Source organism: Pseudalkalibacillus hwajinpoensis (assembly GCF_015234585.1).
Taxonomy (GTDB): domain Bacteria; phylum Bacillota; class Bacilli; order Bacillales; family Guptibacillaceae; genus Guptibacillus; species Guptibacillus hwajinpoensis_B.
The window spans coordinates 85,113-111,631 of the sequence record NZ_JADFCM010000010.1; the positions used below are offsets into that span (position 1 = coordinate 85,113).

Annotated in this window: 21 protein-coding genes, 10 tRNA genes and 2 rRNA genes; 2 read left to right on the top strand and 31 right to left on the bottom strand. The window is 41.1% G+C overall.

The window, feature by feature from the left end:
- Positions 1-63: 63 nt before the first annotated feature.
- The 10 genes from IQ283_RS23320 to IQ283_RS23365 form a co-directional block, all read right to left on the bottom strand.
- Positions 64-1,209: a mannitol-1-phosphate 5-dehydrogenase gene (locus IQ283_RS23320; RefSeq protein ID WP_194222529.1), complete on the bottom strand. Its 1,146-nt coding sequence runs from the start codon at positions 1,207-1,209 to the stop codon at positions 64-66.
- A gap of 2 nt (positions 1,210-1,211) precedes the next feature.
- Positions 1,212-1,649 carry a PTS sugar transporter subunit IIA gene (locus IQ283_RS23325; RefSeq protein WP_194222530.1) on the bottom strand — a complete coding sequence of 146 codons (438 nt, stop codon included), beginning with the start codon at positions 1,647-1,649 and terminating at the stop codon, positions 1,212-1,214.
- Position 1,650: 1 nt separating this feature from the next.
- Positions 1,651-3,774, bottom strand: a complete 2,124-nt coding sequence (locus tag IQ283_RS23330; protein ID WP_194222531.1) for a BglG family transcription antiterminator — start codon at positions 3,772-3,774, stop codon at positions 1,651-1,653.
- A 27-nt stretch (positions 3,775-3,801) separates the two neighbouring features.
- Positions 3,802-5,568: a PTS mannitol-specific transporter subunit IIBC gene (locus IQ283_RS23335; protein WP_194222532.1), complete on the bottom strand. Its 1,767-nt coding sequence runs from the start codon at positions 5,566-5,568 to the stop codon at positions 3,802-3,804.
- A gap of 292 nt (positions 5,569-5,860) precedes the next feature.
- On the bottom strand, positions 5,861-7,975 hold the full coding sequence (locus IQ283_RS23340) for a heavy metal translocating P-type ATPase (RefSeq protein ID WP_194222533.1): 2,115 nt from the start codon (positions 7,973-7,975) through the stop codon (positions 5,861-5,863).
- 102 nt (positions 7,976-8,077) lie between these two features.
- Positions 8,078-8,797 (bottom strand): ZIP family metal transporter, encoded by a 720-nt coding sequence (locus IQ283_RS23345; protein WP_194222534.1) that lies wholly within the window; start codon positions 8,795-8,797, stop codon positions 8,078-8,080.
- A 141-nt stretch (positions 8,798-8,938) separates the two neighbouring features.
- Positions 8,939-9,145: a copper chaperone CopZ gene (gene copZ / locus IQ283_RS23350; RefSeq protein ID WP_194222535.1), complete on the bottom strand. Its 207-nt coding sequence runs from the start codon at positions 9,143-9,145 to the stop codon at positions 8,939-8,941.
- Between the two features lie 21 nt (positions 9,146-9,166).
- Positions 9,167-11,572 carry a heavy metal translocating P-type ATPase gene (locus tag IQ283_RS23355; protein ID WP_194222536.1) on the bottom strand — a complete coding sequence of 802 codons (2,406 nt, stop codon included), beginning with the start codon at positions 11,570-11,572 and terminating at the stop codon, positions 9,167-9,169.
- A gap of 13 nt (positions 11,573-11,585) precedes the next feature.
- Entirely contained in the window at positions 11,586-11,906 is a 321-nt protein-coding gene (locus IQ283_RS23360) for a metal-sensing transcriptional repressor (RefSeq protein WP_276511855.1), read from the bottom strand.
- Between the two features lie 144 nt (positions 11,907-12,050).
- On the bottom strand, positions 12,051-12,992 hold the full coding sequence (locus tag IQ283_RS23365) for an arginine deiminase family protein (protein ID WP_194222538.1): 942 nt from the start codon (positions 12,990-12,992) through the stop codon (positions 12,051-12,053).
- 134 nt (positions 12,993-13,126) lie between these two features.
- On the opposite strand from IQ283_RS23365, the gene IQ283_RS23370 reads away from it, so the two are divergent.
- Positions 13,127-14,437 (top strand): amino acid permease, encoded by a 1,311-nt coding sequence (locus IQ283_RS23370; RefSeq protein ID WP_194222539.1) that lies wholly within the window; start codon positions 13,127-13,129, stop codon positions 14,435-14,437.
- On the opposite strand, the gene IQ283_RS23375 is transcribed toward IQ283_RS23370, so the two are convergent.
- From IQ283_RS23375 to sigW, 8 genes are all read right to left on the bottom strand, one after another.
- Positions 14,434-15,192 (bottom strand): YqcI/YcgG family protein, encoded by a 759-nt coding sequence (locus tag IQ283_RS23375; protein ID WP_242057456.1) that lies wholly within the window; start codon positions 15,190-15,192, stop codon positions 14,434-14,436. The genes IQ283_RS23370 and IQ283_RS23375 overlap by 4 nt on opposite strands.
- 63 nt (positions 15,193-15,255) lie before the next feature.
- A complete protein-coding gene (locus tag IQ283_RS23380; protein ID WP_194222540.1) occupies positions 15,256-15,885 on the bottom strand; it encodes a LysE family transporter in 630 nt (209 codons plus the stop codon).
- A gap of 150 nt (positions 15,886-16,035) precedes the next feature.
- Positions 16,036-17,841 carry a glutamine--fructose-6-phosphate transaminase (isomerizing) gene (gene glmS, locus IQ283_RS23385; protein WP_194222541.1) on the bottom strand — a complete coding sequence of 602 codons (1,806 nt, stop codon included), beginning with the start codon at positions 17,839-17,841 and terminating at the stop codon, positions 16,036-16,038.
- A 493-nt stretch (positions 17,842-18,334) separates the two neighbouring features.
- Positions 18,335-19,678, bottom strand: a complete 1,344-nt coding sequence (gene glmM / locus IQ283_RS23390) for a phosphoglucosamine mutase (RefSeq protein ID WP_194222542.1) — start codon at positions 19,676-19,678, stop codon at positions 18,335-18,337.
- A 39-nt stretch (positions 19,679-19,717) separates the two neighbouring features.
- Complete coding sequence (locus tag IQ283_RS23395; RefSeq protein WP_194222543.1) at positions 19,718-20,956, bottom strand: CdaR family protein; 1,239 nt, start codon at positions 20,954-20,956, stop codon at positions 19,718-19,720.
- Positions 20,956-21,774 carry a diadenylate cyclase CdaA gene (cdaA, locus tag IQ283_RS23400; RefSeq protein ID WP_194222558.1) on the bottom strand — a complete coding sequence of 273 codons (819 nt, stop codon included), beginning with the start codon at positions 21,772-21,774 and terminating at the stop codon, positions 20,956-20,958. The genes IQ283_RS23395 and cdaA overlap by 1 nt, the downstream gene beginning before the upstream one ends.
- A gap of 239 nt (positions 21,775-22,013) precedes the next feature.
- A complete protein-coding gene (locus IQ283_RS23405; RefSeq protein ID WP_194222544.1) occupies positions 22,014-22,643 on the bottom strand; it encodes an anti-sigma factor family protein in 630 nt (209 codons plus the stop codon).
- A gap of 16 nt (positions 22,644-22,659) precedes the next feature.
- Entirely contained in the window at positions 22,660-23,223 is a 564-nt protein-coding gene (gene sigW / locus IQ283_RS23410) for an RNA polymerase sigma factor SigW (RefSeq protein WP_194222545.1), read from the bottom strand.
- A gap of 216 nt (positions 23,224-23,439) precedes the next feature.
- Here sigW and IQ283_RS23415 point away from each other — a divergent pair, with 216 nt between their 5' ends.
- Positions 23,440-23,652, top strand: a complete 213-nt coding sequence (locus IQ283_RS23415) for an aspartyl-phosphate phosphatase Spo0E family protein (protein WP_194222546.1) — start codon at positions 23,440-23,442, stop codon at positions 23,650-23,652.
- Positions 23,653-23,674: 22 nt separating this feature from the next.
- On the opposite strand, the gene rocF is transcribed toward IQ283_RS23415, so the two are convergent.
- The 13 genes from rocF to IQ283_RS23480 all read right to left on the bottom strand — a co-directional run.
- Positions 23,675-24,577: an arginase gene (rocF, locus tag IQ283_RS23420; protein WP_194222547.1), complete on the bottom strand. Its 903-nt coding sequence runs from the start codon at positions 24,575-24,577 to the stop codon at positions 23,675-23,677.
- A gap of 258 nt (positions 24,578-24,835) precedes the next feature.
- Positions 24,836-24,911: transfer RNA gene (locus tag IQ283_RS23425), tRNA-Ala, on the bottom strand.
- A 3-nt stretch (positions 24,912-24,914) separates the two neighbouring features.
- A tRNA-Gly gene (locus IQ283_RS23430) sits at positions 24,915-24,988 on the bottom strand.
- Positions 24,989-24,998: 10 nt separating this feature from the next.
- Positions 24,999-25,073 (bottom strand) — tRNA-Gly (locus IQ283_RS23435).
- Between the two features lie 3 nt (positions 25,074-25,076).
- A tRNA-Lys gene (locus IQ283_RS23440) sits at positions 25,077-25,152 on the bottom strand.
- A gap of 4 nt (positions 25,153-25,156) precedes the next feature.
- Positions 25,157-25,241, bottom strand: a tRNA-Tyr gene (locus IQ283_RS23445).
- Positions 25,242-25,252: 11 nt separating this feature from the next.
- Positions 25,253-25,328: transfer RNA gene (locus IQ283_RS23450), tRNA-Thr, on the bottom strand.
- A 78-nt stretch (positions 25,329-25,406) separates the two neighbouring features.
- Positions 25,407-25,482: transfer RNA gene (locus tag IQ283_RS23455), tRNA-Val, on the bottom strand.
- A gap of 22 nt (positions 25,483-25,504) precedes the next feature.
- Positions 25,505-25,579: transfer RNA gene (locus IQ283_RS23460), tRNA-Glu, on the bottom strand.
- A 6-nt stretch (positions 25,580-25,585) separates the two neighbouring features.
- A tRNA-Thr gene (locus tag IQ283_RS23465) sits at positions 25,586-25,661 on the bottom strand.
- Between the two features lie 4 nt (positions 25,662-25,665).
- Positions 25,666-25,740, bottom strand: a tRNA-Asn gene (locus IQ283_RS23470).
- A gap of 10 nt (positions 25,741-25,750) precedes the next feature.
- Positions 25,751-25,867, bottom strand: a 5S ribosomal RNA gene (rrf, locus tag IQ283_RS23475).
- 133 nt (positions 25,868-26,000) lie between these two features.
- Positions 26,001-26,519, bottom strand: a 23S ribosomal RNA gene (locus tag IQ283_RS23480); the annotation flags it as partial.

A 26,519-nucleotide genomic window follows, 5' to 3' on the forward strand; every position in this document is an offset into this window, starting at 1 on the left:
ACGAACAGTTTTCAAACAAATAAAGGGAAGCTCCATTTAATGAGCTCCCCTTCTGCGTAGAGATTACGCCATTTCTTTATAATGCTTGCTAATTAGATCAAATAGAGTTTCTCCTTCGGTTACTCCTGAAAAAGCAGTAATCGCACTAGAAAGACCCTCATTTTTGATTTTATTCTGAATCGTTACAGCATCTTCATCTTCTTTAGGATCAAATCGCAATGCCGCTGCAATTCCTTTCGCAAGGTAGTTTGGTTCTTTGTTTAATTCCGCGAGCTGACGTGCCGGTCCGACAAGACGGTCGTCAGGTCCAATTTTACGAATTGGCGCTCGTCCAACGCGAGTAACTTCATCCACTAGATGTGGGTTTAGAAAACGACCAAGAATTTTTGTAATATAAGCCTCATGCGCCTCTTTTTCAAAACCGTGCTTATGCTGAAGCAATTCACCAGACTCTTCAAGAGCATTCTTAACATCATGATAGATATCTTCGGTGTCTAGTGCTTCCTTGATTGTCTCATATCCTGCTTGATAACCAAGGTAAGCTGTCACTGCGTGTCCTGTATTAACGGTGAACAACTTCCGCTCAATGTAAGGAGCAAGATCTTGAACGTACGTAAGGCCAGCAATATCCGGAACCTCTCCAGCCATCATAGTTTGATCGACTACCCATTCATAGAAAGGTTCAACCGCAACCATTAACGGATCTTCATGAGTTTGATTCGGAACAATACGATCCACTGCGGCATCTGGGAAACCAGCATATTGATCAAGCACTTTACGATCCGCTTCATCCATCTTTTCTTCAACAGCATTTCGAAGCATTGTACTGCCACCGATCATATTCTCACATGCTATGACGTTAACGGGAGCTTTTCCATCTGCGATACGTTTTGAGATGCCTTCTTTGATAGCAGAAGAAATCAATTTCAATACGGTCGGGCCAACAGCGGTCGTAATAAGGTCAGCTTGATAGATCGCATCGACAACTGCCTCAGGATCTTGTTGGCTATTAATACCTCTCACACCTTCAACAGCAATCTGCTCCTTATCCTGACCTAATATTTCTACCGTATAACTATTTCGTTCATTAAGCTCGTTAATCACAGTCTCATTGATATCTACGAAGCATACTTCATATCCTGATTGAGAAAGAAGCTTTCCAATAAAGCCTCTTCCAATATTTCCAGCACCAAAATGAACGGCAAGCATGATTAATTCACCTCGTTAAACATTGAGATTAACGTTTCTTTGGATTCCGCTTGAATCAACTCTTCCACATTTTCTTCTTCAGAACAAACAATGGCAATTTGAGAAAGGATCTCTAAGTGTTCATTATCCTTACCAGCAATACCAATGATAATCTTCGCAATATTTCCATCTCCGAAATCAACGCCTTCTCGCAATTGGATGATGGATAGTCCAGAATGCTTCACAGCTTTCTTAGCATCCTCCGTACCGTGAGGAATTGCAACAGAGTTGCCCATGTAAGTCGTCGTGATCTTTTCACGTTCTTGCATTTGCTCAAGATAGCTTTCATCAACATAACCGTTGTCGACAAGGATCTGACCAGCCATACGGATAGCCTCTTCTTTAGTTGCAGCCGTTTCGTTTAGTAATACGTTCTCAGTTGATAGAATTTCTTTTGCCATTTTAATCTTCTCCTTTAAATCCTAATTGTTTTTCTACATGACTTTTCATTTTGTTTGCAAGATACAACCCAATTGATTCTTGATTGCTCCCCGAAAAAAGCGCGATACTTTCATTTGATTCAATGATAAGAGAACTAATGTAGCTCATGATCTCAATGCTTTCAATCGACGAATCCTCTGGTGCCAGTTGTAAAAGAACGGTGTCCATTTCAATGAATGAACCATCCATTGCCTTTCTCTGAATAGGTTCCATTAATCGAACAATTGTAAACACAGGCTTCTTAACTTCAGGTGTCCGCGTATGAAACAATGCAAGTGAAGTCTCAGGAATACCCACTCCACTAATGGTTTCACGCTTCAGAAGCGCCTCTTTAACCTCTAATGAATGGCTGATAGCATCAAGTGTTTCTAGACGCATACACTCTTCTGCTAAAAGCTTCTCCACCTCTTTGTGTTCAGATTGATTTACTCGAAATAATTCCACTACTGAAGCTGCAGTCTTGGTATATAATTCTGCTTTACGAAACCAGGTACTCGCTTCATCATTTGAAAAAAACAAGGATTCCTTATCCGTCTTTGGCTTCTCGACCGTGCTTCTTCTTTTCATCATCGACTTCTTTTGAAGAGTCGAGCGAATTCGTGTTGCCTCTTCCTCCGTTAAAAAAGGATTGACCTTTATATACTCTCCTTCATATTCAGGGAGAGGGATCGTAGAAACAATCAGATCATAATTCTCTGGATCTTCATCTTGCAGTTCAAATAATGAAGCGCTTTTGATGGTTTGGATTTCTGGTAACTCCTGTTTCAATCGAGTCGCCAGCATTTTGGATGTCCCGATACCACTTGAGCATACGGCAAGAATATTCACTTCGTTATGTTTAAAGCGACCTTCAAGGGCTGAACCAAAGTGAAGGACGAGAAAACCAACTTCTTCATCAGGAATGGATACCCCCGGAAAAGTATCTTTTAGCGCATCTTCAAGCAGTTGGAATAAGTCAGCATAATCTGCTTTGATTTTTGTAAGCAAAGGATTATGAATATTCATGTTCTGCCTAACACGATGCGTAGCAGGACCGAGGTGTGTCACTAAACCCTCTAGAAGTGATTCATTCGTTTCTAAATCCGCATTGAGACGCTTATCTACATAGCGGATTAACTTCTTGGTTTTAACAAGAATCGGATAATTTGTTTCTTCTAAATAGTAGTCTCCAGTGTTTCTTAATTTGGCTCCGCGTAAATGCATGGTGATATAACCGATCTCAGCTTCAGGTATTAAAACACTAAACGATTCTTCAAGTTTTGTAGCGATTATTCTAGCAAAACCAAACTCTTTCGTATTCCTTAGCGTGCTTAAATACTCTTCATCAATCTCGATCTTTTCACCCTTTTGAATACGCTCCACAGCCAGAGTCAAATGCACAATTAAACCAATATATGCGCTATCCGCGATCATATAAGGTAACTCATTATTTACATCATCAACGATTGTTTCAACTTTCAAAAGCTTATCTCGATCAACTAACCCTAGCAATCGTTCGGAAGCAGATTCGAGAACATTGCCTTGAGATTTCTTTTGAATAGACTTCTTTAACAACGTAAAAAAGTCTGAATCATTAAACTCAGAAGCAAGCAAGGAACTCATGGCGTGCCTTTTCAGGGCTTCAGTCCCTTCAACCTGCACGCCATATCCCCGCCTTCGTATTAATGAAAGCTGCATCCTTTCAAGCCATTCTTCCGCTTTGTCTAAATCATGACTGACAGTAGCAACTGTCACTCTCAAGTCATTCGCTAGACCAATTAACTTAATAGGATCAGCTGATTCCAATAGCTTACATAGAATCAGCGTCTCCCTTTCTTGTTGCGTGTATTCCGTAATGGTTAGATCAACTAGATAGCTTTTCAACTCATTTCGGTTGGATTCTTCACCATCAATTCGAACCCCTACTCCAGCTTTCTTGTTTAAGGTTAAATCATACTGAGTGAGAATATCCTCTACGCCTACTAAATCACGGTGAACCGTTCGTTCGCTTACCTCAAGTTCTTGAGCGATTCCTTTGACCGTATAATAGTCATTACTTTCTAATAGAAGTTGAAGAATTGTTCGTTCCCTTGCTGAAATAAACACATGGTTCACCTCGAATTCTGGCTATACCTACTTTTTAAGTCTATCAACAAGCTCTTCGTATTTCGGGCTATTCATAAAGTTTGCCACTGAGATATGCTCAGCATCAGGACGTTTTGCTTTTGCTCGATCTGTTAAGTCCTGGTGCGTTACGATTAAGTCGGCATCATCTGGTAAGTTACTAATAGCCGTATTTGTCACATCAATGTCTTGAAGTCCAGCTTTCTTGAACTTATTGCGAAGGACTGATGCGCCCATTGCACTTGATCCCATTCCAGCATCACATGCAAACACTACTTTATTAATATCTTTCTTCTCAACTTGCTCTACTTCTTCTTTCACTGGCACTTCACCTGCGGAAGTTAACTCAGCAACAAGTTCATCATATTTTGGACTGTTCATAAAGTTTTTAACCGAGATGTGATTCGCTTCTGGAAGCTTATCCTTTGCACGATCGGTTAAATCTTGATGAGTCACAACTAGATCTGCATCATTAGGTAAATTGCTAATCGAAGTATTTGTTACTTCAATGTCTGTTAACCCAGCTTTTTTGAATTTATTACGTAGTACGGATGCCCCCATTGCACTTGATCCCATTCCAGCATCACATGCAAAGACTACTTTGGCTATATTGCCATAAGAAGATGTTGTTTCTTCTTTTGGCTCTTCTGCATTCGTTTTTAGGTTAGAAGATACGCTGCTCTTCTTCCCTTTCATTGCTTCCATTTTTTCAGTCGCTTCTGAAATATCTTCTCCGCTATCTTTTGAGCGTTTAAGGATTACAGCAGAGACTAAGAAAGAAACTACCGTCGCCGCAACTACTCCTGCAATAACACTTAGATACTCGCCACGCGGTGTCATAATCATAAGAGAAACGATACTTCCTGGTGAAGTAGGTGCTAACAATCCTGCATTTAAAAGCGTGAATGTGAACACTCCACTCATTCCCCCAAGAATAGCAGCAAGAAGTAGTGCTGGTTTCATTAAGATGTATGGGAAGTAAATTTCGTGAATTCCACCTACAAAATGAATCAGTGCAGCTCCTGGAGCTGATTGTTTTGCTGTTCCCTTACCAACAATTGAGTAGGCAAGAAGAATCCCTAAACCTGGCCCTGGATTGGCTTCCACCAAAAAGAGAATTGATTTACCAGTATTTGCAGCCTGTTCAAGTCCAAGTGGGCTAAAAATCCCGTGGTTAATCGCATTATTTAAAAAGAGCACTTTACCTGGTTCAATTAAAATACTTACTAATGGTAATAGACCTGCCGCAATAATAGCTTCTACACCTGCAGCAAGTGCTTTGTTTAATCCTAAGACAACTGGACCAATTGCTAGAGAAGCAATAATAGTTAATGCCCCGCCAATAATCCCAGCTGAGAAATTGTTAACGAGCATTTCAAAGCCTGATTTAATCTTGCCATGAATCGCTTCGTCGAATTTCTTAATTAAATATCCCCCAAGCGGACCCATAGCCATAGCTCCAAGGAACATCGGAATGTCTGCTCCAACAATAACACCAATGGTTGCCGTTGCACCAACAACTCCGCCTCGACCACCGTATACAATTTTACCTCCAGTGTAACCAATTAAGAGTGGCAATAGGTAGTAAAGCATTGGTTCTACTAACTCGGCAAGGCTTGCATTTGGTAGATAACCATCTGGTATGAATAAAGCAGTAATCAATCCCCAAGCAATAAATGCGCCAATATTTGGCATGATCATACTGCTTAAGTAACTTCCGAACCGCTGAACTTTTACTTTAAATCCAGATTTCTCTGCTGTGTTCTGTTCACTCATTATATATCCTCCCTTTCTTCCGTACCGTTAAAGCGTTTTCATTTTTTTAGGAGACTTGTTGACATGATCTTATATTTCGCTTAAATGGACCCCATATTCCCCGGCACGTATTGTTTGTCTTAATTACTTACTATGATAAAGGGAGACAAAGTCAGTTACAACGAAATCCAAACGCGAATTCGGCATAGCACTTGTTGACATGATTAAACAAAGCTATACTTCCTGTTAATTTTTATGATGAATAATCTAGAATGCCAGCATAAATAAAAAAACCCTCTAGACATCTAGAGGGTTACGAATGCTGTGGTTCTGCTTCATTATGAATATGTGTTTTTTCTTTTGTTTTCCGTTCCCATAGAATCGTTAAACTAATGAACGTCACGAGAATCGTTGCTCCCATATCAGACAGTATCGCAATCCATAGCGTTAATAATCCAGGAATAGTAAGAAGTAAGGCAATCAGTTTTAAGCCAAGAGCTAAAGCAATATTGACTCGAATTGTTCGGTTCACTCGTTTAGCAATGGAGATCGCTTCAGGTAGTTTACCTAGGTGATCCTGCATCAATACGACATCGGCTGTTTCAATTGCGCTATCTGTCCCTTTTCCCATAGCGATTCCAAGGTCAGCTGAAGCAAGAGCCGGAGCATCATTAATCCCGTCACCAATCATGGCTACTTTACCTTCTGTTGTTAATTCTTTCACTTTAGCCACTTTGTCTTCAGGTAAGAGACCGCCGAAATAAGAACGTACGCCAACACGGTTTGCCACTTTCTCAGCCGTTTTCTCATGATCTCCTGTTAACATCACCGTATTCTTAATACCTGCATGATGTAAAGCGCGAATAACAGACTCACTTTCCTCTCTAATTTCATCTGCAACTCCAAACATGCCAAGAATATGTTTCTCATCGGCTACAAGGACAAGCGTTAACCCATCATGTTTCATCGCATCAATCGATGTTCTCACATCCTCAGGGATGGTTACATGTTGAACACTTTTTTCATTTCCTACCCAATGTCTTTTTCCATTAATGTCGGCTATGATCCCCTGCCCTGATATCGTTTCTGTATTTGTTGCTTCGATTTCACGATAAGGAAAGCTATTTACTTTTGTCATGATTGCTTTTGCTAACGGATGTGAAGAATGTTTCTCAACCGCTGCCGCTACTGATAAGAAATGCTCCTGGTCATAAACTTCATATTTCTCCACATAAGGTAGTCCTTTTGTAAGCGTACCGGTTTTATCAAAAGCGAGCGTATCAATTTTTCCTAGCTGTTCAAGATAAACAGATCCTTTTACGAGAATACCGTTACGCGCATTTCGAGTAATACCCGATATGTTGGCAATAGGTGATGAAAGAATAAGTGCACAAGGACATCCTACAATAAGCACTGCAAGTCCCTGGTAAAACCACTCACTAAAAACCCCTCCGAACAATAAAGGCGGAACAAGCATCACGAGTGCTGATATAAGCATAATAATCGGTGTGTAATACTTTGAGAAACGATTAATAAATAATTCCGTAGGTGTCTTTGTTTCCTGAGCTTCTTCAACTAAATGCAATATTTTTGCAAGGGATGAATCCTCATAAGCTTTCGTGATTTTCACACGAAGAATTCCTTCATTATTAATACTTCCGCCATAAACAGACTCATTAGCACTTTTTTCAACCGGCATAGCTTCTCCAGTAATAGCCGCTTCGTTCACTGAACTATAGCCAGATTCGACGATTCCATCCGATGGAATTTTCGCGCCAGATTTGACCAAAACAATGTCTTTCACTTTTAGATCCTGAATCGAAACGATTTCTTCTCTTCCCTCTCGAATACGAAGGGCTTCCTTCGGCGCAATTTTTAGTAGAGACTCCATAGACTTCCTTGCCTTCTCCATACCTAGGCCTTCTAAATATTCATTCAGTCCAAATAGGATCGCAACAAGCGTGCCTTCCTTCCACTCTCCAATGGATACCGCTCCTATTAAAGCAATAGTCATCAACGTCTCAATGTTAAACGTTAGTTTCATTAAGTTCTGTAGACCTTTAATAAACGTTTGATATCCACTTAAAATAATGGCAGTTAAATAGAACGGAATAGCAGGTATATTTGTTAGTCCATCTAAAAGAAGAGCAGCAGCGAAAATCGCCGATGAGATAGCAAGGAGCCACTTCACGTTGTTGTGACCCTTACTATGTTCATGGGCATGTCCATTCTCGTTTTTAATCAATGATGCGTGATCTGAAGCAAGGATTTTCTCAACTTGTTCAAGATTCACTCTCTCATCTAGCTTTAATTTACCGGAATTATATTGAATTTGAGCGGAATCGCCGTATTCAAGTTTTTGAATCTGTTGTTCCATTCCCGCTGCACAATTCGGACAGGATAAACCTTTCAAACGATATTCTTCCATCGATGTGAACTCCTTTCTTATGTGATTTTTCTATTTTATTCAATATATGAGCATGTGTTCATATTAGTCTATGTACAATTTTACTGAATCTTATATATGTTGTCAAAAAAGCTTATGAGTTACCTCAAGATAAATCGCCAGTAAAAGTATTCCCAGACTTGTATATAAGTACAACTCCTGATTTAAAACTCTTCCGACAACATGACCGATCATTTCGTGAACAGCTACATACGATAAAGATCCAATTGCTACGCCCATAAAGAGACCATTTAGTAGATTCGATTGATAAGAAACCACCCCGAACCAGGCTGATAGCGTTAATATAATGGTTACAGAGCTTGCTGCTAAAATCACAAACAACCGATGGAATCCGTTCATTCTAGTGAGTATATACAACGCCACTCCCTCTGGTAAGTGATGGATAAATAAGGCTAGCAGCAATGACATGCCAATTCCGTTACTAACTGACGTCATTCCAAGAGCGATCCCGACTGGGATGTTGTGCGAGATGACAGCAAGAACGAAAGCAAACACTGGAAGGTAACTCTTATCTTGAAACTTTCTGTGAACCACTTGCTCTGTCCAAATAAATAAAAGAACAGAAAGCGACGCACCTGCTAGTAGTGCCCAAAACGAATACGAACGAACGCTTTCTGGTATCAGTTCAAAGGAAATCACGCCGATGAGCATACCACCACAAATCAGATAAAGAGCTTCCAAACGATGTTGATAATAGGTAAATGCCACCTTCCCTGCAGTAGCTCCTATCAAAAGTCCCCCGAAGCCTATCATAAATAAACTTGTGAACAGTGAAGTGTTCATGGGCGTCTTCCCCTCCTCAAATTAATTCAAAGATAATCTTATTCTTCCACTTGTCCTATTAGCGAATTTTATTATCAAGAAACGAAAGTTATGAATTTAAAAAGCCGAAGAAAGGATTCACTCCCTTCTTCGGCTTTTTATTTAGACAATGTCATATCCTTGTTCTTCTACCGCTTCATTCATTTCCGAAACGCTAACGCTAGAAGCATTATAAGAAACTTTTGCCGTTCCTTCTTCTACGTTCACATTTACTTCTGAAACTCCTTCAAGTTCCTGTAAAGCAGTTGTTACTGCTGCTTTACAATGATCACATGTCATTCCTTCAATTTTTAATGTTGTTTGTTCCATCGTGATTCTCCTCTCAATGAATTATAGTTTCACTCGCTTCAAACGAAGGGAATTGGTTACGACTGATACAGAGCTAAAGGCCATAGCAGCCCCCGCAACCCAAGGTGCTAGTAAACCAATTGCAGCAATTGGAATCCCAATTGAATTATAGAATAACGCCCAGAATAGATTCTGGCGAATATTCCGCATCGTTTTACGGCTTAAATGAATCGCCTTTGCAATATTTTCAAGATCGCCACCAACAAGTGTAACGTCTGCTGTCTCAATGGCGACATCTGTTCCGGTTCCAATTGCCATTCCTATATCGGCTGTTGCAAGAGCTGGCGCATCGTTAATGCCATCCCCTACCATCGCCACTCGTTTTCCTTGTGCCTGTAATTCCTTCACCTTAGTAGCCTTTTCCTCAGGAAGCACTTCAGCAAACACACCATTTAAGTTCACTTGCTGACCGATAGCTTCAGCTGTCCTTTTATTGTCACCTGTAATCATATACACATCGATTCCGAGCGACCGCATTTCCTCAATGGCTCTTTTCGACGTTTCCTTCACTGTATCTGCAACGGCGATAATTCCCTGCATGCGACCATCGAATGCAATAAACATTGCTGTCTTTCCGTCCATTTCATACATGGCCATTTGTTCTTCATGCTCGGAATAAGAAATCTGTTCTCGGTCCATGAGTTTTCGTGTCCCAACAAGAACCTGCTTTCCTTTGACAGTAGCAACAATACCGTGACCTGGTATGGCTTGAAACTGCTCTGCTTCAGCAACAGTGACATTGTGGTTCGCACCATGCTGCACAATGGACCTGGCTAGAGGATGTTCAGAAGCTTTCTCAGCGGCAACCAAGTGTTCTAACACTGTTGTTTCATCGTTTTTGAAAGCAACAAAATCAGTTACTTCTGGTTTTCCCTTCGTGATCGTACCTGTTTTATCAAGTAAGATCGCATCAATTTTATGAGTGACTTCTAGAAATTCGCCACCTTTAAACAGAATCCCTTGCTCAGCACCTTTCCCAGTCCCTACCATGATAGAAGTTGGTGTAGCTAATCCTAGTGCACAAGGACATGCGATAACGAGCACCGCAATTCCCGCTTCAAGCGCCTGTGGCAAATTGTAGGGATCAACAAGGAAATACCAAACTAGAAACGTAATCGCTGCGATCGCTACCACAATAGGTACAAATATGCCTGAAATCACATCTGCTAAACGCTGAATCGGTGCCTTTGAGCCCTGCGCTTCTTCAACGATTTTGATGATTCCAGCAAGAGCGGTATCTTTCCCTACTTTTTCAGCACGCATTGTTAACGTCCCATTTTCATTAATCGTAGAGCCAATCACACTCGCCCCTACTTCTTTCTCAATGGGAATGGATTCACCTGTAATCATGGACTCATCTACGGAAGAATTGCCCTTCTCGACAATACCGTCTACTGGTATTTTTTCACCCGGGCGAACGACGATTCTATCGCTAACCTGAACCTGATCGACAGGTACTTTCACTTCAACGCCTTCTCGAATAACACTCGCTTCTTTTGCTTGAAGGTTAAGTAATTTGGTAATCGCCTGAGTTGTTCTCCCTTTCGCAAGATCTTCAAATAACTTCCCTACCAAGATGAGCGTGATCAGAATGGCGCTTGTTTCGAAATAAAGCGACGGATTGTATCCATCTGTCAAATAACTTCTGATCCCTTCAATAACACTATAAAAATAAGCGGCTGAAGTCCCAAGCGCAACAAGAACGTCCATATTTGCGCTTTTATTCACTAAGGCACGATAAGCTCCAGTGTAAAATGGAGCACCTATCACAAATTGAACAGGTGTTGCTAAAAGAAACTGAAACCATGGTTCCATAAGAAGATGAGGAACAGGAATAGCCGACTCACCTGGTATATGGGCAAGCATCGTTAACAGAAGTGGAAGGGAAAAAAGAGCTGAAATCAATAATCGACGTTTCTTCTTCTTAATTTCATCATTTTTATGGCTTTTTTGATTTTCACGATTCTCTTTAATCACCGCTTCATAACCAAGTTTTTTCACCTTCTGGAGAATGTCATCTAACGTCACTTCTCCCGGCTGGTATTCGACAACGCCAGACTCTGTTGTCAAGTTAACAGAAGCAAGCTCAACACCCCTCGTACGGTTTAAGCCTTTTTCGATTCTTGTGGAGCAAGCTGCACAGGTCATTCCGTGAATATCAAGTTCCACTTTTTCTTTCCGAACCCCATAGCCTAGTTTTTCAATTTTCCCTACGATATCTTCTGTCTTCACTTTATCGTAATCGTACAAGATCGTTGCTTTTTCCATCGTTAAATTGACGTTTGCCTCGACACCATCCATTTTATTTAATACCTTCTCGATTCTTGATGAGCAAGAAGCACATGTCATCCCCGTCACATCAAGAGAGAGTTGTTTCTTCGAATCCATCTGACTCACCTCTTTATTTAGAGAACTGCTGAATCACTTTCATTAATTCCTCTATTTGCTCATCTCCATTACCTTCTTGTATGGAACTAGCAACACACGTTTTTGTATGACGTTCAAGCAACGTATAGCCGACCTTTTTTAAGGCAGCCTGAATGGCAGACAGCTGAATAAGAATATCCACGCAATAGCGATCATCTCCAACCATTTTCTGAATCCCGCGTATTTGGCCTTCGATTCGCTTCAATCGGTTCTGCAGCTGCTGTTTCTCTTCATCCGTTCTCGGTTCAGTTGGCTTTTTATCCGGCTGTAAAGGGATGTTTAGTTCATCTGTCAATTCGATCATCTCCTCTAATTTAGCTTACCATCAATATACCCCCCTTAGGTATAATAGTCAACCAAAACACATGTAAAAGAATCCCACAAATTTGCAGGATTCTTTATGAAATATATATTGGATTGGCCTTCAAGCCACTTTCTCTTATCCCCGCTCAAGTGGTAATGTCATACATCGGATTCCTCCACCACCGTTTTCTAATTCATCTACCTCTACCTCTATAAGCTTCTTTTTACGAAGGATGGGATGATTCTTAAGAATAGATTTATTTGCTTTCGTACTAATCAATAGCGTCTCAGGATTTAAATTCAAGAAATTAATATCTGCCACAGTATGTTTGATCTCCGATGTCCATTCCACTTCATATCCATGTCGCCTTAAAAAGTCACCCGTCATCTCATATCGAAAATCATTTTCCGTTACAACCTGTACAGGAAGATAGCTCATATAGCTTTTCGCTACAAATATACTCTCTCCCGCTACATTACAATTCATATCAAGATGCATCGTATCTGGACGTCGTGGTAGATCAATAACACCGATTTCCTGGAACCCCGCTTTAAAAATACTCCCTTGCAGTGCTTCTATACTTTCAATGCTTGTCCGAATTCCAGAATTAATAAAAACAGCATCCTTATTAAGTATCATGACATCGCCATATTCCAATGCCTTTAACTGATTATTTGATTGCATTTGAAACGTCCGCTCATCAAACCACTGTTGAAATAGCCTATGGCTTTGAAAATATTCAGGTCGCCTCATGGAGGTTCCTGCTGCTCCCGGAAGAATCGTATTGCCAAATACACAAGCAAGATCACGAACAAAAATACGATTGATTAATTTTTCATTTAACAAAAGCTCTTCTCGTAATAAATGAACGGAATAATCAATAACATGAACGCCAGCATCCTCCATTGCGCGAATCATTTCTTCATGATTTTCTTGCGCCTTCTTTTGTTTCACTGCTTTTTCCCACTGCACATCTGTAGCAGTTTGCTGATCTGGTACATCTAAGTGTGAAGGAGAACAAACGACAACCGTTTTTAATTCTCCATATTCATTCCAACAATTCGGATGGATGTTCATTCAACCAAACTCCTTTATCATACATAGTCTCCTTACTTTCTCCTCATCCGAAGAAAAGATTCTCCAATTCAAGAAACACACATAAACACTGCCAGTGATTCTCAAACTAAAGAAGATAAGAGGGGGATGCAATAATGAGTAAATCGACAAATCACGAAAAGAAATTAACCTGGTGGCAAATGTCGTTTATAGGGGTAGGGTGTATTATCGGGACCGGGTATTTCCTTGGTTCTAGTATCACGATCGAAAAAGCAGGCTATCTCGTTTTATTGGCTTATTTTCTGGCCGCGATCGGCACATGGATTGTTTATGAAGCACTTGCGAAATTAACTGCTGAACATCCAGAAAAAGGGTCTTTTCGCACTTATGCAAAACAAGCTTTTGGCCAATGGGCCGGCTTTAGTAACGGCTGGGTATACTGGTCATCTGAAATGCTTATTATGGGTAGTCAACTTACAGCCCTCGCGCTATTTGCACAGTTCTGGTTTCCGAATGCCCCTTTATGGCTCTCGGCATCTGTATTCGCTTCACTTGGCCTTATCGTTATTCTTATCGGTGTTCAACTCGTAGAAAAAATGGAGAACGTATTTGGGGTAATGAAGATTGCTGCCATTGTGATGTTTCTCGCTATCGGAATCGCCGCCTTACTTGGATGGCTTGAACCACAAAAAGGTAACGCTGGAATTGAAATCACGTCAAAAGACTTTCTCACAGGTAGCGCAATGGGTCTCTGGGTTGCCCTTGTTTATGCGTTCTATGCATTTGGTGGAATTGAAGTGATGGGACTGATGGCGAATGAACTTGAAGATCCCAAAAACGCCCCGAAAGCTGGCAAGATCATGCTGTTAGTCTTAACGATCCTTTACGTGATGTCTTTCTTCGTCGTGTTAAAACTCATTCCTATCAAAAGCATTGATCCGAATGAAAGCCCATTTTTAACAGCTTTAACTCAGTTTCATCTACCCTGGATCCCACATGTATTTAATGCGATCCTCATTATTGCCGGTTTCTCCACAATGGTCGCTTCCCTATATGCCGTAACGACTATGCTTGTAACACTTGCTGAAGAAAATGATGCACCGGCCCTCTTTGCAAAGAAAAGCAGGAAGATTCCTCTCCCTGCTTTTGGTCTCACGACTCTAGTTGTCTTACTTTCAATTGTTGTTGCACTCCTTTTACCGGAGAACATCTTTGAGTATTTGACGACAGCTGCTGGTTTAATGCTTCTCTATAATTGGATGTTCATTCTTTTTTCATATCGGAAACTAACCAAAACTACGTTTAAAGATCATTTGAAAATAGGAATCGGCGTAGTCCTGATCGGTACAGCTATTTCAGGAACTTTATTTGACAAAATTAGCCGGGCTGGTTTTTTAGTTAGCTTATGCTTTCTAGTTCTCATTGCCGGGGCAACTTTTCTGAAAATGAAAAGAAAACACAGTTAAGAGCGAATGCTCTTCCACTTGTTTTTCATCGCCATAAAGGGACACTTGGAAAGAGAAGAATCATCATCAGATAGAAAATATTGCTCCCATTCATAATTATCTTGTTGACCGTACCACTTCAAGGCGGGGTGAGCTGGAATCCCATCGTAAGAAACCAACCGTTGCCGGATCGCTTTTTTAAGCTTTTGACCAAATGTTGTTTCTGCATTAATTTCATCAAAAACCCATCTTGGTTGAAAAGCAATCAGAAAAGATGGAAATTGACGACTCTTTCGAACTTGGTGAGCTGGTGTCGCACAGAATGCAAAATACGGTTCTCCATTGAAGCAGAACTCCCATTTAGGATCATGTGGGTCTTTAGGGATATGTTCTGGCCACTGCGCCTCATCAAGCTCATGTAAACTGTTTAGTAGCGACCAGAATAATTCCTGGTATTGATCTACTTCGGCTTTTTGTTTCTGTAACGTCGTGGAGTCAAAAAAAACAACAAGAGAGGCATATTTCCCCGTTTCCCTCGCTACTTCCCCGTACTGTTTCAACAATGTAGCTAACTGTACACTTGCTACGTCTGTTGTAGGATCTTCCGCAAATCCAAATCGTAAATTATCTTGATGGAACCCCTGCTTCCCAGGAATGCAAGGGTAAGGTTGTTCACGATCTGATAACATCGCTCCAAAATGAGCAAATGCAGTTCGCTTCCAACCTTCCATTCCTTCTCCATGTTCATCAATCCATGATTTCGTATATAGTTCCAAACGGAATCCCTCCTTAACACTACACGCGTTATCCTATTAGGAGGGACAAAAAGAGGTGCCAGTCTATCCAAGGAACAACCTAACAGCTTGGATACCGAAATAGAGTCCAAATCCGATTAACGTGATACCGGATAAGATCGATATTCGCTTCAAAATAAATGGATTTACCCACGCTCGTGCACCTGCTGATGCACTCGCCATTGTGAGATCCCATAGGGTGATACCTAAAAAAATGCCCGTACTATAAAGAAACAGTTGGGCGGCACCAAACATACTAGATGTTTGGGCTAGAATCGAACCATAAATGCCAAGCCAGAATAAAATGTTCAGCGGATTTGAGATTGCGATAAAAAAACCAGTTCGAAACGATTTGCGGTTCGTTTCATATCGACCACTTGTCTGCTTAAGTCCAATTGAATCAGCCTTCACGATATTTTCAATTCCTGTATACGTTAAAACAAAAAAACCAAACAGCCAAAGAAATGTTTTCATAAACGGCGTCTCAATGACATGAGCAAGTCCAAAGTAAATGAGCATCATAAATACGCCATCCGCTACCATCGCTCCAAACCCTACTAACCAGGCATTCATAAAACCAAATCGAATCCCCCTGTCCAGCTGTGCCGCATTAATCGGTCCCATTGGAGCTGAAAGGGAAAGTCCTAACAATATGTAGCTTACAAAGATACTCATACGCCTCCACCCTTCTTCGTATTCGTATCATTGTATTCGGACATGCTTTTAAGTAGTCGAAAAAAGAGAGGCGAGTCATTTTTTAACAATGATAACCAAAAATAAAACGGCCCTCCCTAGTAAGGAAAGGCCGTTCTAATCTATCTATGGTTATTCTACCGTAACTGATTTAGCAAGGTTTCTTGGCTTATCTACGTCGCATTCTCTGTGTAGCGCTGCATAGTATGCAAGTAATTGAAGCGGTACAACAGAAGCTAGCGGAGTAAGATGCTCATGTACTTCATCAAGGACGATGGTGTCGCCTTCTTCTTCAAGACCAGCAAGAGAAATAATGCATGGTGATGCCCCACGAGAAACGACTTCTTGTACGTTTGAACGGATGCTTCCATTTACGTGCTTCTGCGTAGCAAGAGCAATAACAGGAGTACCTTTCTCAATTAGAGCAATCGTACCGTGCTTCAATTCACCGCCAGCAAATCCTTCAGCTTGAATGTAAGAGATTTCTTTCAGCTTAAGAGCTCCTTCAAGACAAACGTAGTAATCTACACCGCGACCAATAAAGAATGCATTACGCGTAACTGAAAGGAAGTTACGTGCAACTGTTTCGATCATTTCCTTCTGGTCAATCATGGACTCCATCGCTGTTGCAACGATTCCAAGCTCCTGAATTGGGTTGAAATCAAGCTTAATGCCTTTTGCCTGAGCAGTATCGACAGCAAGTAGTGTTAGTACAGCCATTTGTGCAGTGTAGGCTTTTGTTGAAGCAACCGCAATTTCAGGGCCTGCATGTGTGTGCAGCGTATAGTCAGCCTCACGAGAAAGCGTTGATCCTGGAACATTCGTAATCGTAAGAGATTTAAATCCTTTTTTCTTCACGTTCACAAGTACGCCACGGCTATCTGCCGTTTCACCACTTTGTGAAATAAAGATAAAGAGTGGATTCTGTGAAACAAGCGGCATATTGTATAAGAACTCACTTGCGATGTGCACTTCAACAGGAACCTCAGCGATGTTCTCGATCAGCTGTTTACCAACAAGGCCAGCATTGTAACTTGTGCCACACGCAATGATGTAAATACGATCCGTTTCTTTCATTGCTTCACGAATATCTTTATCAAGTTTGATGTTATCATTCTCATCTTTGTACTTTGTAATAATGTTACGAATCGCAAGCGGCTGTTCGTCAATTTCTTTAAGCATATAGTGAGGGTATGTTCCCTTTTCTATATCACTTGCGTCGATTTCAGCTGTGAATGGTTCGCGTTCCATTACTTTTCCACTCATATCTTTAATTGTGACAGAATCACGCTTCACAATCACTACTTCTTCATCCATAAGCTCGATGAATTTACTTGTTACTTGAAGCATAGCCATTGAGTCACTTGCTACTACGTTGAAATCATCGCCGATTCCAACTAGAAGCGGACTCTTATTTTTCGCTACGTAGAGCGTTTCTGGATTATGATTGTCAATAAGTGCAAGTGCATATGAACCGTGAAGTTCATTCAATGTTTGATGGAAAGCATCTTCAACAGACATATTTTGATCTTCAACAAGAGTAGCAATAAGTTGAACAACTACTTCTGTATCTGTAGCACTTACGAAATTAACTTCGGATAAGAAGTCACGTTTGATTTGTTGATAGTTTTCAATTACACCGTTGTGAACAAGCGTGAAGCGTTCAGTTGAGCTCTGATGTGGATGAGCATTTACCTGACTAGGTTCACCGTGTGTTGCCCAGCGTGTATGTCCAATACCTGCTGTCGCTTCCACACTTGTATCCACTTTTTTTCTAAGGTCAGCAATACGACCTTTTTCTTTAAAAAGGTGGAGTCCACCGTCATTAAGAAGCGCAATACCTGCTGAATCGTACCCTCTGTACTCAAGCTTCTCCAGACCTCGTAATAGAATTTCTTTAGCATCCTGATTTCCAATATATCCAACAATACCGCACATGTAAAAGTCCTCCTTCAATTGAAGGAGCAGGCATACAACGGGGCAGACCTGCCCCTTCTTTTCCGATTAATAGCTTTTTTGTCACCATAGTTTTGCTTTTGTTCAGAAAGTCACCTCTCTGTTTTTCACAAAACCATTCGATTGTGGTGGAGCAATCGAGAGGTATCCGCCGATGATCGATAAACCTCTTCCTCGTCAACTGTTTTCTACCGTTCGAAAACAGTCCAGGCGCTTTTATATCAAAAGTAACCCAACTTCCCTCTCTTTCCCTTTTAGAATAAAAACCAAACATACTTCTATATTATATCAATTGTAAAAAGCTGGTCAATTCTTTTTTCTAGAACAAATCGTTCTCGCTATAATTTGCTCTATTTTGACTCATTTTAATGAGAAAATCACTTGTGAAAATTCCCCTATATATAAAAATATGCATGGGTAGCTTTTTCCGTGCTTCCCATGCATACCTTTCGTACAAACTTTTCATTTTTGTCGATTATGCTCCAAGTTCTTCTTTCACCATAGATACAACGCGATCGACGTACTCATCACATAGATCTTTTGTAGGGGCTTCAGCCATAACGCGAACAAGAGGCTCCGTTCCAGATGGACGAACAAGAATACGCCCTTCTCCGTTCATGTCGCTTTCTACTTGCTGAATCGTTTCTTGAATTCGCTCGTTTGAATCTACCTTGTTTTTATCTGTCACCTTTACATTCACAAGAGATTGAGGGTATTTCTTCATTTCTCCAGCAAGCTCTGACAACGGTTTGTTTGTCACTTGCATAATGTTAGCAAGCTGAAGTGCTGATAGCATACCATCACCTGTCGTAATATGATCAAGGAAAATAATATGTCCAGACTGCTCTCCGCCAAGGTTGTAACCTTCTTTACGCATTTCTTCCATCACATAACGATCGCCTACCTTAGTTTGAAGCGATGTGACACCTGACTCTTCCATCCCTTTATGGAATCCAAGATTGCTCATAACAGTTGAAACGACCGTATCATGACGTAAACGCTTTTGATCTTTCATGAATTTAGCGCAGATAAACATAATCTGATCGCCATCTACAATATCTCCATTTTCGTCAACGGCGATAAGGCGGTCTCCATCTCCATCAAATGCAAAGCCTACGTTGGCATTCTTTTCTTTCACAAATTCAGCCAGTGTTTCTGGATGCGTCGATCCGACACCGTCGTTAATATTTGTTCCAGTAGGATTTGTACCTATAGTGGAAATATCAGCTTCAAGATCAGCGAATAAATGAGCTGCAAGCGAAGACGTTGCACCATGTGCACAGTCGAGCGCAATGTGAAGTCCAGAGAAATCTTCATCAATTGTTTGTTTCAAATACTGAAGGTACTTCTGACAACCTTCGAAGTAATCACTAACGATACCTAGATCAGCACCTGTAGGACGTGGTACAAGATCCTCATCACTATCAATAAGCGCTTCAATTTCTTCTTCTTGAACATCTAAAAGCTTAAAGCCGTCCGGGCCAAAAAACTTAATTCCGTTATCCCCAACTGGATTGTGGGAAGCAGAAATCATTACTCCCGCTTGAGCACTTAGTGCCTTCGTTAAATGAGCAACTCCTGGCGTAGAAATGACACCAAGACGCATTACTTCAGCCCCAATAGAAAGAAGACCGGCAACTAGCGCCCCTTCAAGCATATATCCAGAAATACGCGTATCGCGTCCGATTAAAATCTTAGGTTTCTCGGTCTCTTTCGTTAAGACATAACCACCGAGACGGCCCAGTTTAAATGCAAGTTCTGGGGTAAGCTCTGTATTAGCTATCCCTCTTACACCGTCAGTACCAAAATATTTACCCATCGTTATACTCTCTCCTTTATTATCGCGCAGTTCCCACTATTAAGAAGGACTATTCTCTATTTGCAGCGTTACCTTCTTGGATGAACCAGACCAGCGTACATAAGACGGTCCGTTCCATTGTAATTCTAGTTCATGTTCTCCCTCGGAAAGACCACTTGCATCAATATAAGCCTGAAAATCATCATTCTGAATATTTTCAAGCACGCTAGATACACCATAAATCTTCATATCCGTAGATCCCGTTTCAGGTTCTGAAATATTTGCTGTTAACCCATCAGATACTCCAGTTACTTTAATTGGTACATCTTCAAATGCTTTTTCATCTTCTTTACCAACTTTAATTTTTGCTTCAACCGTTTCTGGATCTACTTTTTTCATTCCATCCGGAACTGGTACATCAAGCTCAACCGTTGTATCCTTTGTTATTTTTGATAGATCAAGTGGAATACCGTCCAGAAACTCTAGTTTGCCAAGTTCCTCTTCAGGACCAAAGACAGAAACCTCCGAAGGTTCAAGATCAATTGATGAGATACTAACACCGTCAGGAAGCTTTCCTTTTTGATCGAGTTTAATTGGCACCTTTTTGTAAGGGGCAGTAATTGGTACTTTTACATCAACTACGGCAGGATCGATCGATACCCCCTGTATTTCTTCCATATTCGCATCATACACATTTAGTGTTATTCTTTCATTAACTTCTTCTTTTGCACCGCTCACATTTACATAGCCTCTAACAAATGCAATTTGTTCAAGCTTTGAATTTGCGCCAGTAACTGTAACGGTTTTAGGTGAAACGATCGGTTCTTCTGTCGCATACCCTTCCGGAAGCTCATCTTCCTTCAACAAGTTGATTCCAGCTTGAAAAGTACTCGATTTTTTCTCTTCAATCGTCACAGAAACTCTTACTGGATCAATCGCGACATCTACATTTTCAGGAAAATCTCTGTGTTTTACGGTAACGAGATGTTGACCTGGTGTTAGATTTCGCAAATCGACATAGACTTCTTTATTCGTTAACTTTGATAGCATTAAACCATCTGTGCGGCCTTCAACAATGACATCTACTGTTTCAGGTAAATCAGAAACCACTACGCTATCTTCATCGTATAGCACTTCAAGCTCCATATCTGGTAAACGTTCTGTTTCTGTTTGTTGAGTAAGTAATCCATTAGGATCAGTAGTAGACCCATCAGGCATCGCAACAATCGTGTAAAGCATGAGAGCGAGAAGAAAAGAGATGATTTTGACAAACCAGTTGCTCGTTAACAATTTGTCCATTACTTTTTCCCCCTCCAATTACTAAAGCGGTTGGAAGTCTCAGTCTTAGACACAGAAGGATTTAGCTCAGCATTCAGAAGATCACGTAATACCTCTTCAGATAAATTTCGATGAAGTTCTCCGTTCTTTGTCAGGGAAATACTCCCTGTTTCTTCAGATACAATGAGTGTTAGGCTATCTGTTACTTCACTTATTCCAAGAGCAGCTCTGTGCCTTGTACCGAGTTCCTTCGAAATAAAAGGACTCTCAGAAAGTGGCAAATAACATGCTGCAGCTAATATTTCATCCTTCTTTAGAATAACCGCTCCATCATGAAGCGGAGTATTCGGAATGAACACATTAATTAAAAGTTCAGAAGTTAATTTTGCATTCATGGGAATACCGGTCTCTACATAGTCATTGAGACCTGTTTCCCGCTCAATGGATATTAATGCGCCAATTCTTCTCTTACCCATATAGGATGAAGACTTAATAATGGCTTCCACCATTTTATTCGTCTCTTCCTCTTCAACAGCGGAGCGAGCAAACAATCGACCGCGTCCTAACTGCTCAAGTGCTCTTCGAAGCTCAGGTTGAAAAATAATAATGATGGCAAGCAGTCCATAAAGAACGACCCGCTCTAGAATCCAATGTAGCGTGTTCAGTTCGAAAAAACTACTTAAGAACCATGCGGCAATAATGACCGTAATTCCCTTAAGTAACTGAACAGCCTTCGTGCCGCGAATAAGCATAATAATTTTATATATCACATACGTAACGAGCAAAATATCAATAATCTCAGTTATGTAATCAAGTACATTTACATTTCCAACAGGCAGCACGGCTCTTCCTCCAAACGTATTGTATTTAGCCTGAAGTTCACTTCTAGTGCATTGCTAAAATACATTTGTAACTTTTTAATTATATCATATTTTTGACAACTTCAAAAAAAGCACATCTCTTTTATTATGAAGTTTCATATAATTAGTTACTCTGTGATCAGATGTTGAGTTGGGGGAAAAAAATCATTTTTAATTACAGCAATGATACACAAAAATAAACCGCCCTATTGGACGGTTTATTTCTGCTCATCATTTGTAAATACACTACCTATATCTTGAAAAAGGTGTTTCAACTGAAACCACGTCCAGTCAAGAATATGATCCACCTCTTCTATTTCACCAGTTACCTGTCCAGCTGAGGCCATATACTGTTCTCCATTGATCACAAGAACATCACCTTTAACCTGTCCTTCAATTTCAAGATTACGGTTTTTCACTGTTAGATCTCCTTCAATGACTTCACCTTCAGGAACAATAACCGTATTCGTCTCCTGGTCAAATCTTAAATTACCAGAGAGCGCAGATAATTGATCCTCACTCGTCCATGATGAGTAAACAGATCCTGCCATTAATACTAAGAATAAAATCGCAGCTGTTACGAATGGATGAGATTTCATCCATCGTTTCATCCAGACCGTGCGTTTCTCTTGTGGTAGCTGTTGCATTACCTTTGATGTAAAACCATCGGGTGCCTTCATAGAAGGTGAGCTGAGGAGAAAAGATTCCGTTTTCTTCAGTTCTTCATAATGCTCTTTGCAATCATGACATGTCTTCAGATGATCAAATAGCTCTTTACGCTGTTGATCTGTAGCTTCTTCATCAAGTACATCATGCATAATCACAACTATTTCTGCAGGGCATTTCATAGCTTCTCCCCCTTTCTTACTGCTCTCGAAGCTTCTTTCTAAGCGCTTCTCTACCCCGATGTATTCGGGTTTTGACCGTTCCTACTGGTAAATCCAGAATTTCACTGATTTCCTTTAGCGATAACTCCTGGATATACTTTAATGTTATAGCACTTCGATACTTAGCTGGCAAACTCAGAATAGCTTGATGTATCCCATCCTGTGCCTCTAACGATACAACTTCATCATCAGGTAATGGTTCATCTGTCGACACTTGAGAATACATTGTCAGACCTTCCGTGCCCGAAATTTCAGCATCGAGGTAATAATCCGGCTTTTTCTTTCGCATACGATCAATCGATAAGTTCGTAGCTATACGATATAACCAGGTAGAGAATTTCCGATCAATCTGATAGCGATCAATGTTCGTATAAGCACGAATGAATGCCTCCTGAGCCACATCCTCAGCTTCCTGCCTGTTACCAAGCATTCGGTATGTCAAAGCAAAGACTCGATCTTTATAGAGCTCTACTAACTCCCCAAATGCATTATGGTCCCCTTTTCTTACTTTCAACACGATTCTTTTTACGATTGCATCCATTTTTTCAACCCCCGCTGATTCCTGCGGCTATTATAGTTACGTATCAGGAAAAACAAAGTTTCACTTTTTCTAAAAAAATATTTTCTTATCTTTCCCTATTCTATCACGTTTGAATTACTGTTTTTAATGAAAATACATAATTTTCTAGTGAAAATAGTTTATTCTTTTAATATATAGGGTATAAGGCTATAAATTATTGAGAGGGTGGTTCGGCTCATGGAAAGGTTGAATCGTAAAATAAGCTTTCAAATAAAAAGCGAGAAAGATCATCTCCTTCAAGAAATTGAGGCTTCCCGCAATAAAATGAATCTATTAGCAAGAAACAAACCACTTAGTTCTTCCGAGATAATTGAAATTAGCACTTATCTGGACTATCTATTAAACGAATATGATCAATGTCGAAATAAAAAAACAGCGGCTTTATCTTAAGATAAAGTCGCTGCCTTTATGTCTATTTTAATTTTTCCCCAAATAAAGATCCCATTAAAGCGACGGCAACAGTAGCCGTTTTATTTTTCTCGTCTAAAATAGGATTTACTTCAACGAATTCTGCAGAAGTTAAAATGTTTGACTCTGCTAGCATTTCCATCGCAAGATGACTCTCACGATAGCTAATTCCTCCAAGTACTGGCGTACCTACTCCAGGAGCATCGTGCGGATCAAGTCCATCAAGATCAAGACTTAAATGCACCCCATCAGTGTCTTTCGATACATACTCGATAGCCTCTTCCATTACTTGCGTCATACCCATACGGTCAACTTCATGCATCGTATATACTTTAATACCTTTTTCTTTAATCAGTTTACGCTCACCATCATCAAGAGAACGCGCTCCGATAATCACAATGTTTTCTGGTTTAATTTTAGGTGAATATCCCGAAATGCTAGTTAAAGACTCATCACCAATGCCAAGACTAACTGCAAGTGGCATTCCATGAATATTTCCAGATGGTGAAGTTTCAGAGTTATTTAAATCACCATGCGCATCGTACCAAATAACGCCTAAATTCTCATAATTACGTGCTACACCGGCAAGAGTGCCAATAGCAATACTATGATCTCCACCAAACACTAGTGGAAAACGCTTTCGATTAATCACTTCATTTACAACATTTGAAAGCTTTTCGCTAGCATCAGCAACTTCTTTCAAATTTTTAAGTTGATGATCCTGTTCTTCTGGACGCTTTTCTGGCCTTCCAATTTCAATATCCCCAAGATCTTCAATATCGTAATTCAAATTTGATAACCGTTCTACAATTCCAGCATATCTGATCGCACTTGGACCCATGTCTACCCCGCGTCTCATTTGGCCAAGATCCATTGGTACTCCTATAATCGAAAGTTTATTATTCATTATGTAGCCTCCTCGTATCCTAGTCTAGCTCTATTCTACCCATATTCCAGTAAATGACTCAACCTGACATAAAATACGAATAAATATTCATACAATTACGTAAATTGATGTTCTTTACGGATAAATATAAGGAACAGTAGCGTGGCCGTGGAGGATCTGAATCATATATCATCTGCAAGGAGCATTAGAAATAGAAAAGTTTCCTACTTAAAATGATTTTATGACATAAAAAAAACCCTAAACATTGTTTAAGGAAAATGGTGGAGCCTAGCGGGATCGAACCGCTGACCTCCTGCGTGCAAGGCAGGCGCTCTCCCAGCTGAGCTAAGGCCCCATTTGGAGCGGGTGATGGGGATCGAACCCACGACATCAGCTTGGAAGGCTGAGGTTTTACCACTAAACTACACCCGCATATAAAGTTTGGAGCGGAAGACGGGATTCGAACCCGCGACCCCCACCTTGGCAAGGTGATGTTCTACCACTGAACTACTTCCGCATATGGTGAGCCATGAAGGACTCGAACCTTCGACCCTCTGATTAAAAGTCAGATGCTCTACCAACTGAGCTAATGGCTCTTACTGGTGGAGGGGGACGGATTCGAACCGCCGAACCCTGAGGGAGCGGATTTACAGTCCGCCGCGTTTAGCCACTTCGCTACCCCTCCACTGGAAAAAATGGTGCCGGCCAGAGGACTTGAACCCCCAACCTACTGATTACAAATCAGTTGCTCTACCAATTGAGCTAGGCCGGCAAAATATATAGTACTTACAAATAAAAAAGAGTGCACTCTACTGAGTACTCCTGAAGGTAAAGCATTTATTAAGAAAAATGGTGGAGGATGACGGGCTCGAACCGCCGACCCTCTGCTTGTAAGGCAGATGCTCTCCCAGCTGAGCTAATCCTCCACAGAGTATAGATAAATTAAATTGGTGACCCGTACGGGATTCGAACCCGTGTTACCGCCGTGAAAGGGCGGTGTCTTAACCGCTTGACCAACGGGCCATGTCCTGGAGCTTCCAACCGGATTCGAACCGATGACCCCTTCCTTACCATGGAAGTGCTCTACCTGCTGAGCTATGGAAGCATAATGGCTCCACAGGTAGGATTCGAACCTACGACCGATCGGTTAACAGCCGATTGCTCTACCACTGAGCTACTGTGGAATATTGGTCAGCCTGGCAACGTCCTACTCTTGCAGGGGGAGATCCCCCAACTACCATCGGCGCTGAAGAGCTTAACTTCCGTGTTCGGCATGGGAACGGGTGTGACCTCTTCGCCATCATTACCAGACTAATCAAAGGTTGTTCCACTAGAAAGTGTTTAACCAAGGACAAGATATATCTTACTATATTTCTTTGTAAAGATCAAGAAAAATTTTCATTCCTTGAAAACTAGATAGCACTCGCAACGTTTTCCAATTTAATCGGTTAAGCCCTCGATCGATTAGTATTCGTCAGCTCCACGTGTTGCCACGCTTCCACCCCGAACCTATCTACCTCATCATCTCTAAGGGATCTTACCAGCTTAATGCTGTGGGAAATCTCATCTCGAGGGGGGCTTCATGCTTAGATGCTTTCAGCACTTATCCCTTCCACACGTAGCTACCCAGCTATGCTCCTGGCGGAACAACTGGTACACCAGCGGTGTGTCCATCCCGGTCCTCTCGTACTAAGGACAGCTCCTCTCAAATTTCCTGCGCCCGCGACGGATAGGGACCGAACTGTCTCACGACGTTCTGAACCCAGCTCGCGTACCGCTTTAATGGGCGAACAGCCCAACCCTTGGGACCTACTTCAGCCCCAGGATGCGATGAGCCGACATCGAGGTGCCAAACCTCCCCGTCGATGTGGACTCTTGGGGGAGATAAGCCTGTTATCCCCAGGGTAGCTTTTATCCGTTGAGCGATGGCCCTTCCATGCGGAACCACCGGATCACTAAGCCC

Bases quoted from the DNA above. Each gene is read 5' to 3' on its own strand.
- glmM (WP_194222542.1), bottom strand. From the start codon at position 19,678: ATGGGTAAATATTTTGGTACTGACGGTGTAAGAGGGATAGCTAATACA.
- IQ283_RS23320 (WP_194222529.1), bottom strand. From the start codon at position 1,209: ATGCTTGCCGTTCATTTTGGTGCTGGAAATATTGGAAGAGGCTTTATT.
- IQ283_RS23335 (WP_194222532.1), bottom strand. From the start codon at position 5,568: ATGAGTGAACAGAACACAGCAGAGAAATCTGGATTTAAAGTAAAAGTT.
- rocF (WP_194222547.1), bottom strand. From the start codon at position 24,577: ATGAATAATAAACTTTCGATTATAGGAGTACCAATGGATCTTGGCCAA.
- glmS (WP_194222541.1), bottom strand. From the start codon at position 17,841: ATGTGCGGTATTGTTGGATATATTGGAAATCAGGATGCTAAAGAAATT.
- IQ283_RS23365 (WP_194222538.1), bottom strand. From the start codon at position 12,992: ATGAACATCCATCCGAATTGTTGGAATGAATATGGAGAATTAAAAACG.
- IQ283_RS23380 (WP_194222540.1), bottom strand. From the start codon at position 15,885: ATGAGTATCTTTGTAAGCTACATATTGTTAGGACTTTCCCTTTCAGCT.
- copZ (WP_194222535.1), bottom strand. From the start codon at position 9,145: ATGGAACAAACAACATTAAAAATTGAAGGAATGACATGTGATCATTGT.
- sigW (WP_194222545.1), bottom strand. From the start codon at position 23,223: ATGGATGCAATCGTAAAAAGAATCGTGTTGAAAGTAAGAAAAGGGGAC.
- IQ283_RS23340 (WP_194222533.1), bottom strand. From the start codon at position 7,975: ATGGAAGAATATCGTTTGAAAGGTTTATCCTGTCCGAATTGTGCAGCG.
- IQ283_RS23405 (WP_194222544.1), bottom strand. From the start codon at position 22,643: ATGAAATGCCCTGCAGAAATAGTTGTGATTATGCATGATGTACTTGAT.
- IQ283_RS23345 (WP_194222534.1), bottom strand. From the start codon at position 8,797: ATGAACACTTCACTGTTCACAAGTTTATTTATGATAGGCTTCGGGGGA.
- IQ283_RS23355 (WP_194222536.1), bottom strand. From the start codon at position 11,572: ATGGATTCGAAGAAACAACTCTCTCTTGATGTGACGGGGATGACATGT.
- IQ283_RS23325 (WP_194222530.1), bottom strand. From the start codon at position 1,649: ATGGCAAAAGAAATTCTATCAACTGAGAACGTATTACTAAACGAAACG.
- IQ283_RS23415 (WP_194222546.1), top strand. From the start codon at position 23,440: ATGGAAAGGTTGAATCGTAAAATAAGCTTTCAAATAAAAAGCGAGAAA.
- IQ283_RS23370 (WP_194222539.1), top strand. From the start codon at position 13,127: ATGAGTAAATCGACAAATCACGAAAAGAAATTAACCTGGTGGCAAATG.
- IQ283_RS23395 (WP_194222543.1), bottom strand. From the start codon at position 20,956: ATGGACAAATTGTTAACGAGCAACTGGTTTGTCAAAATCATCTCTTTT.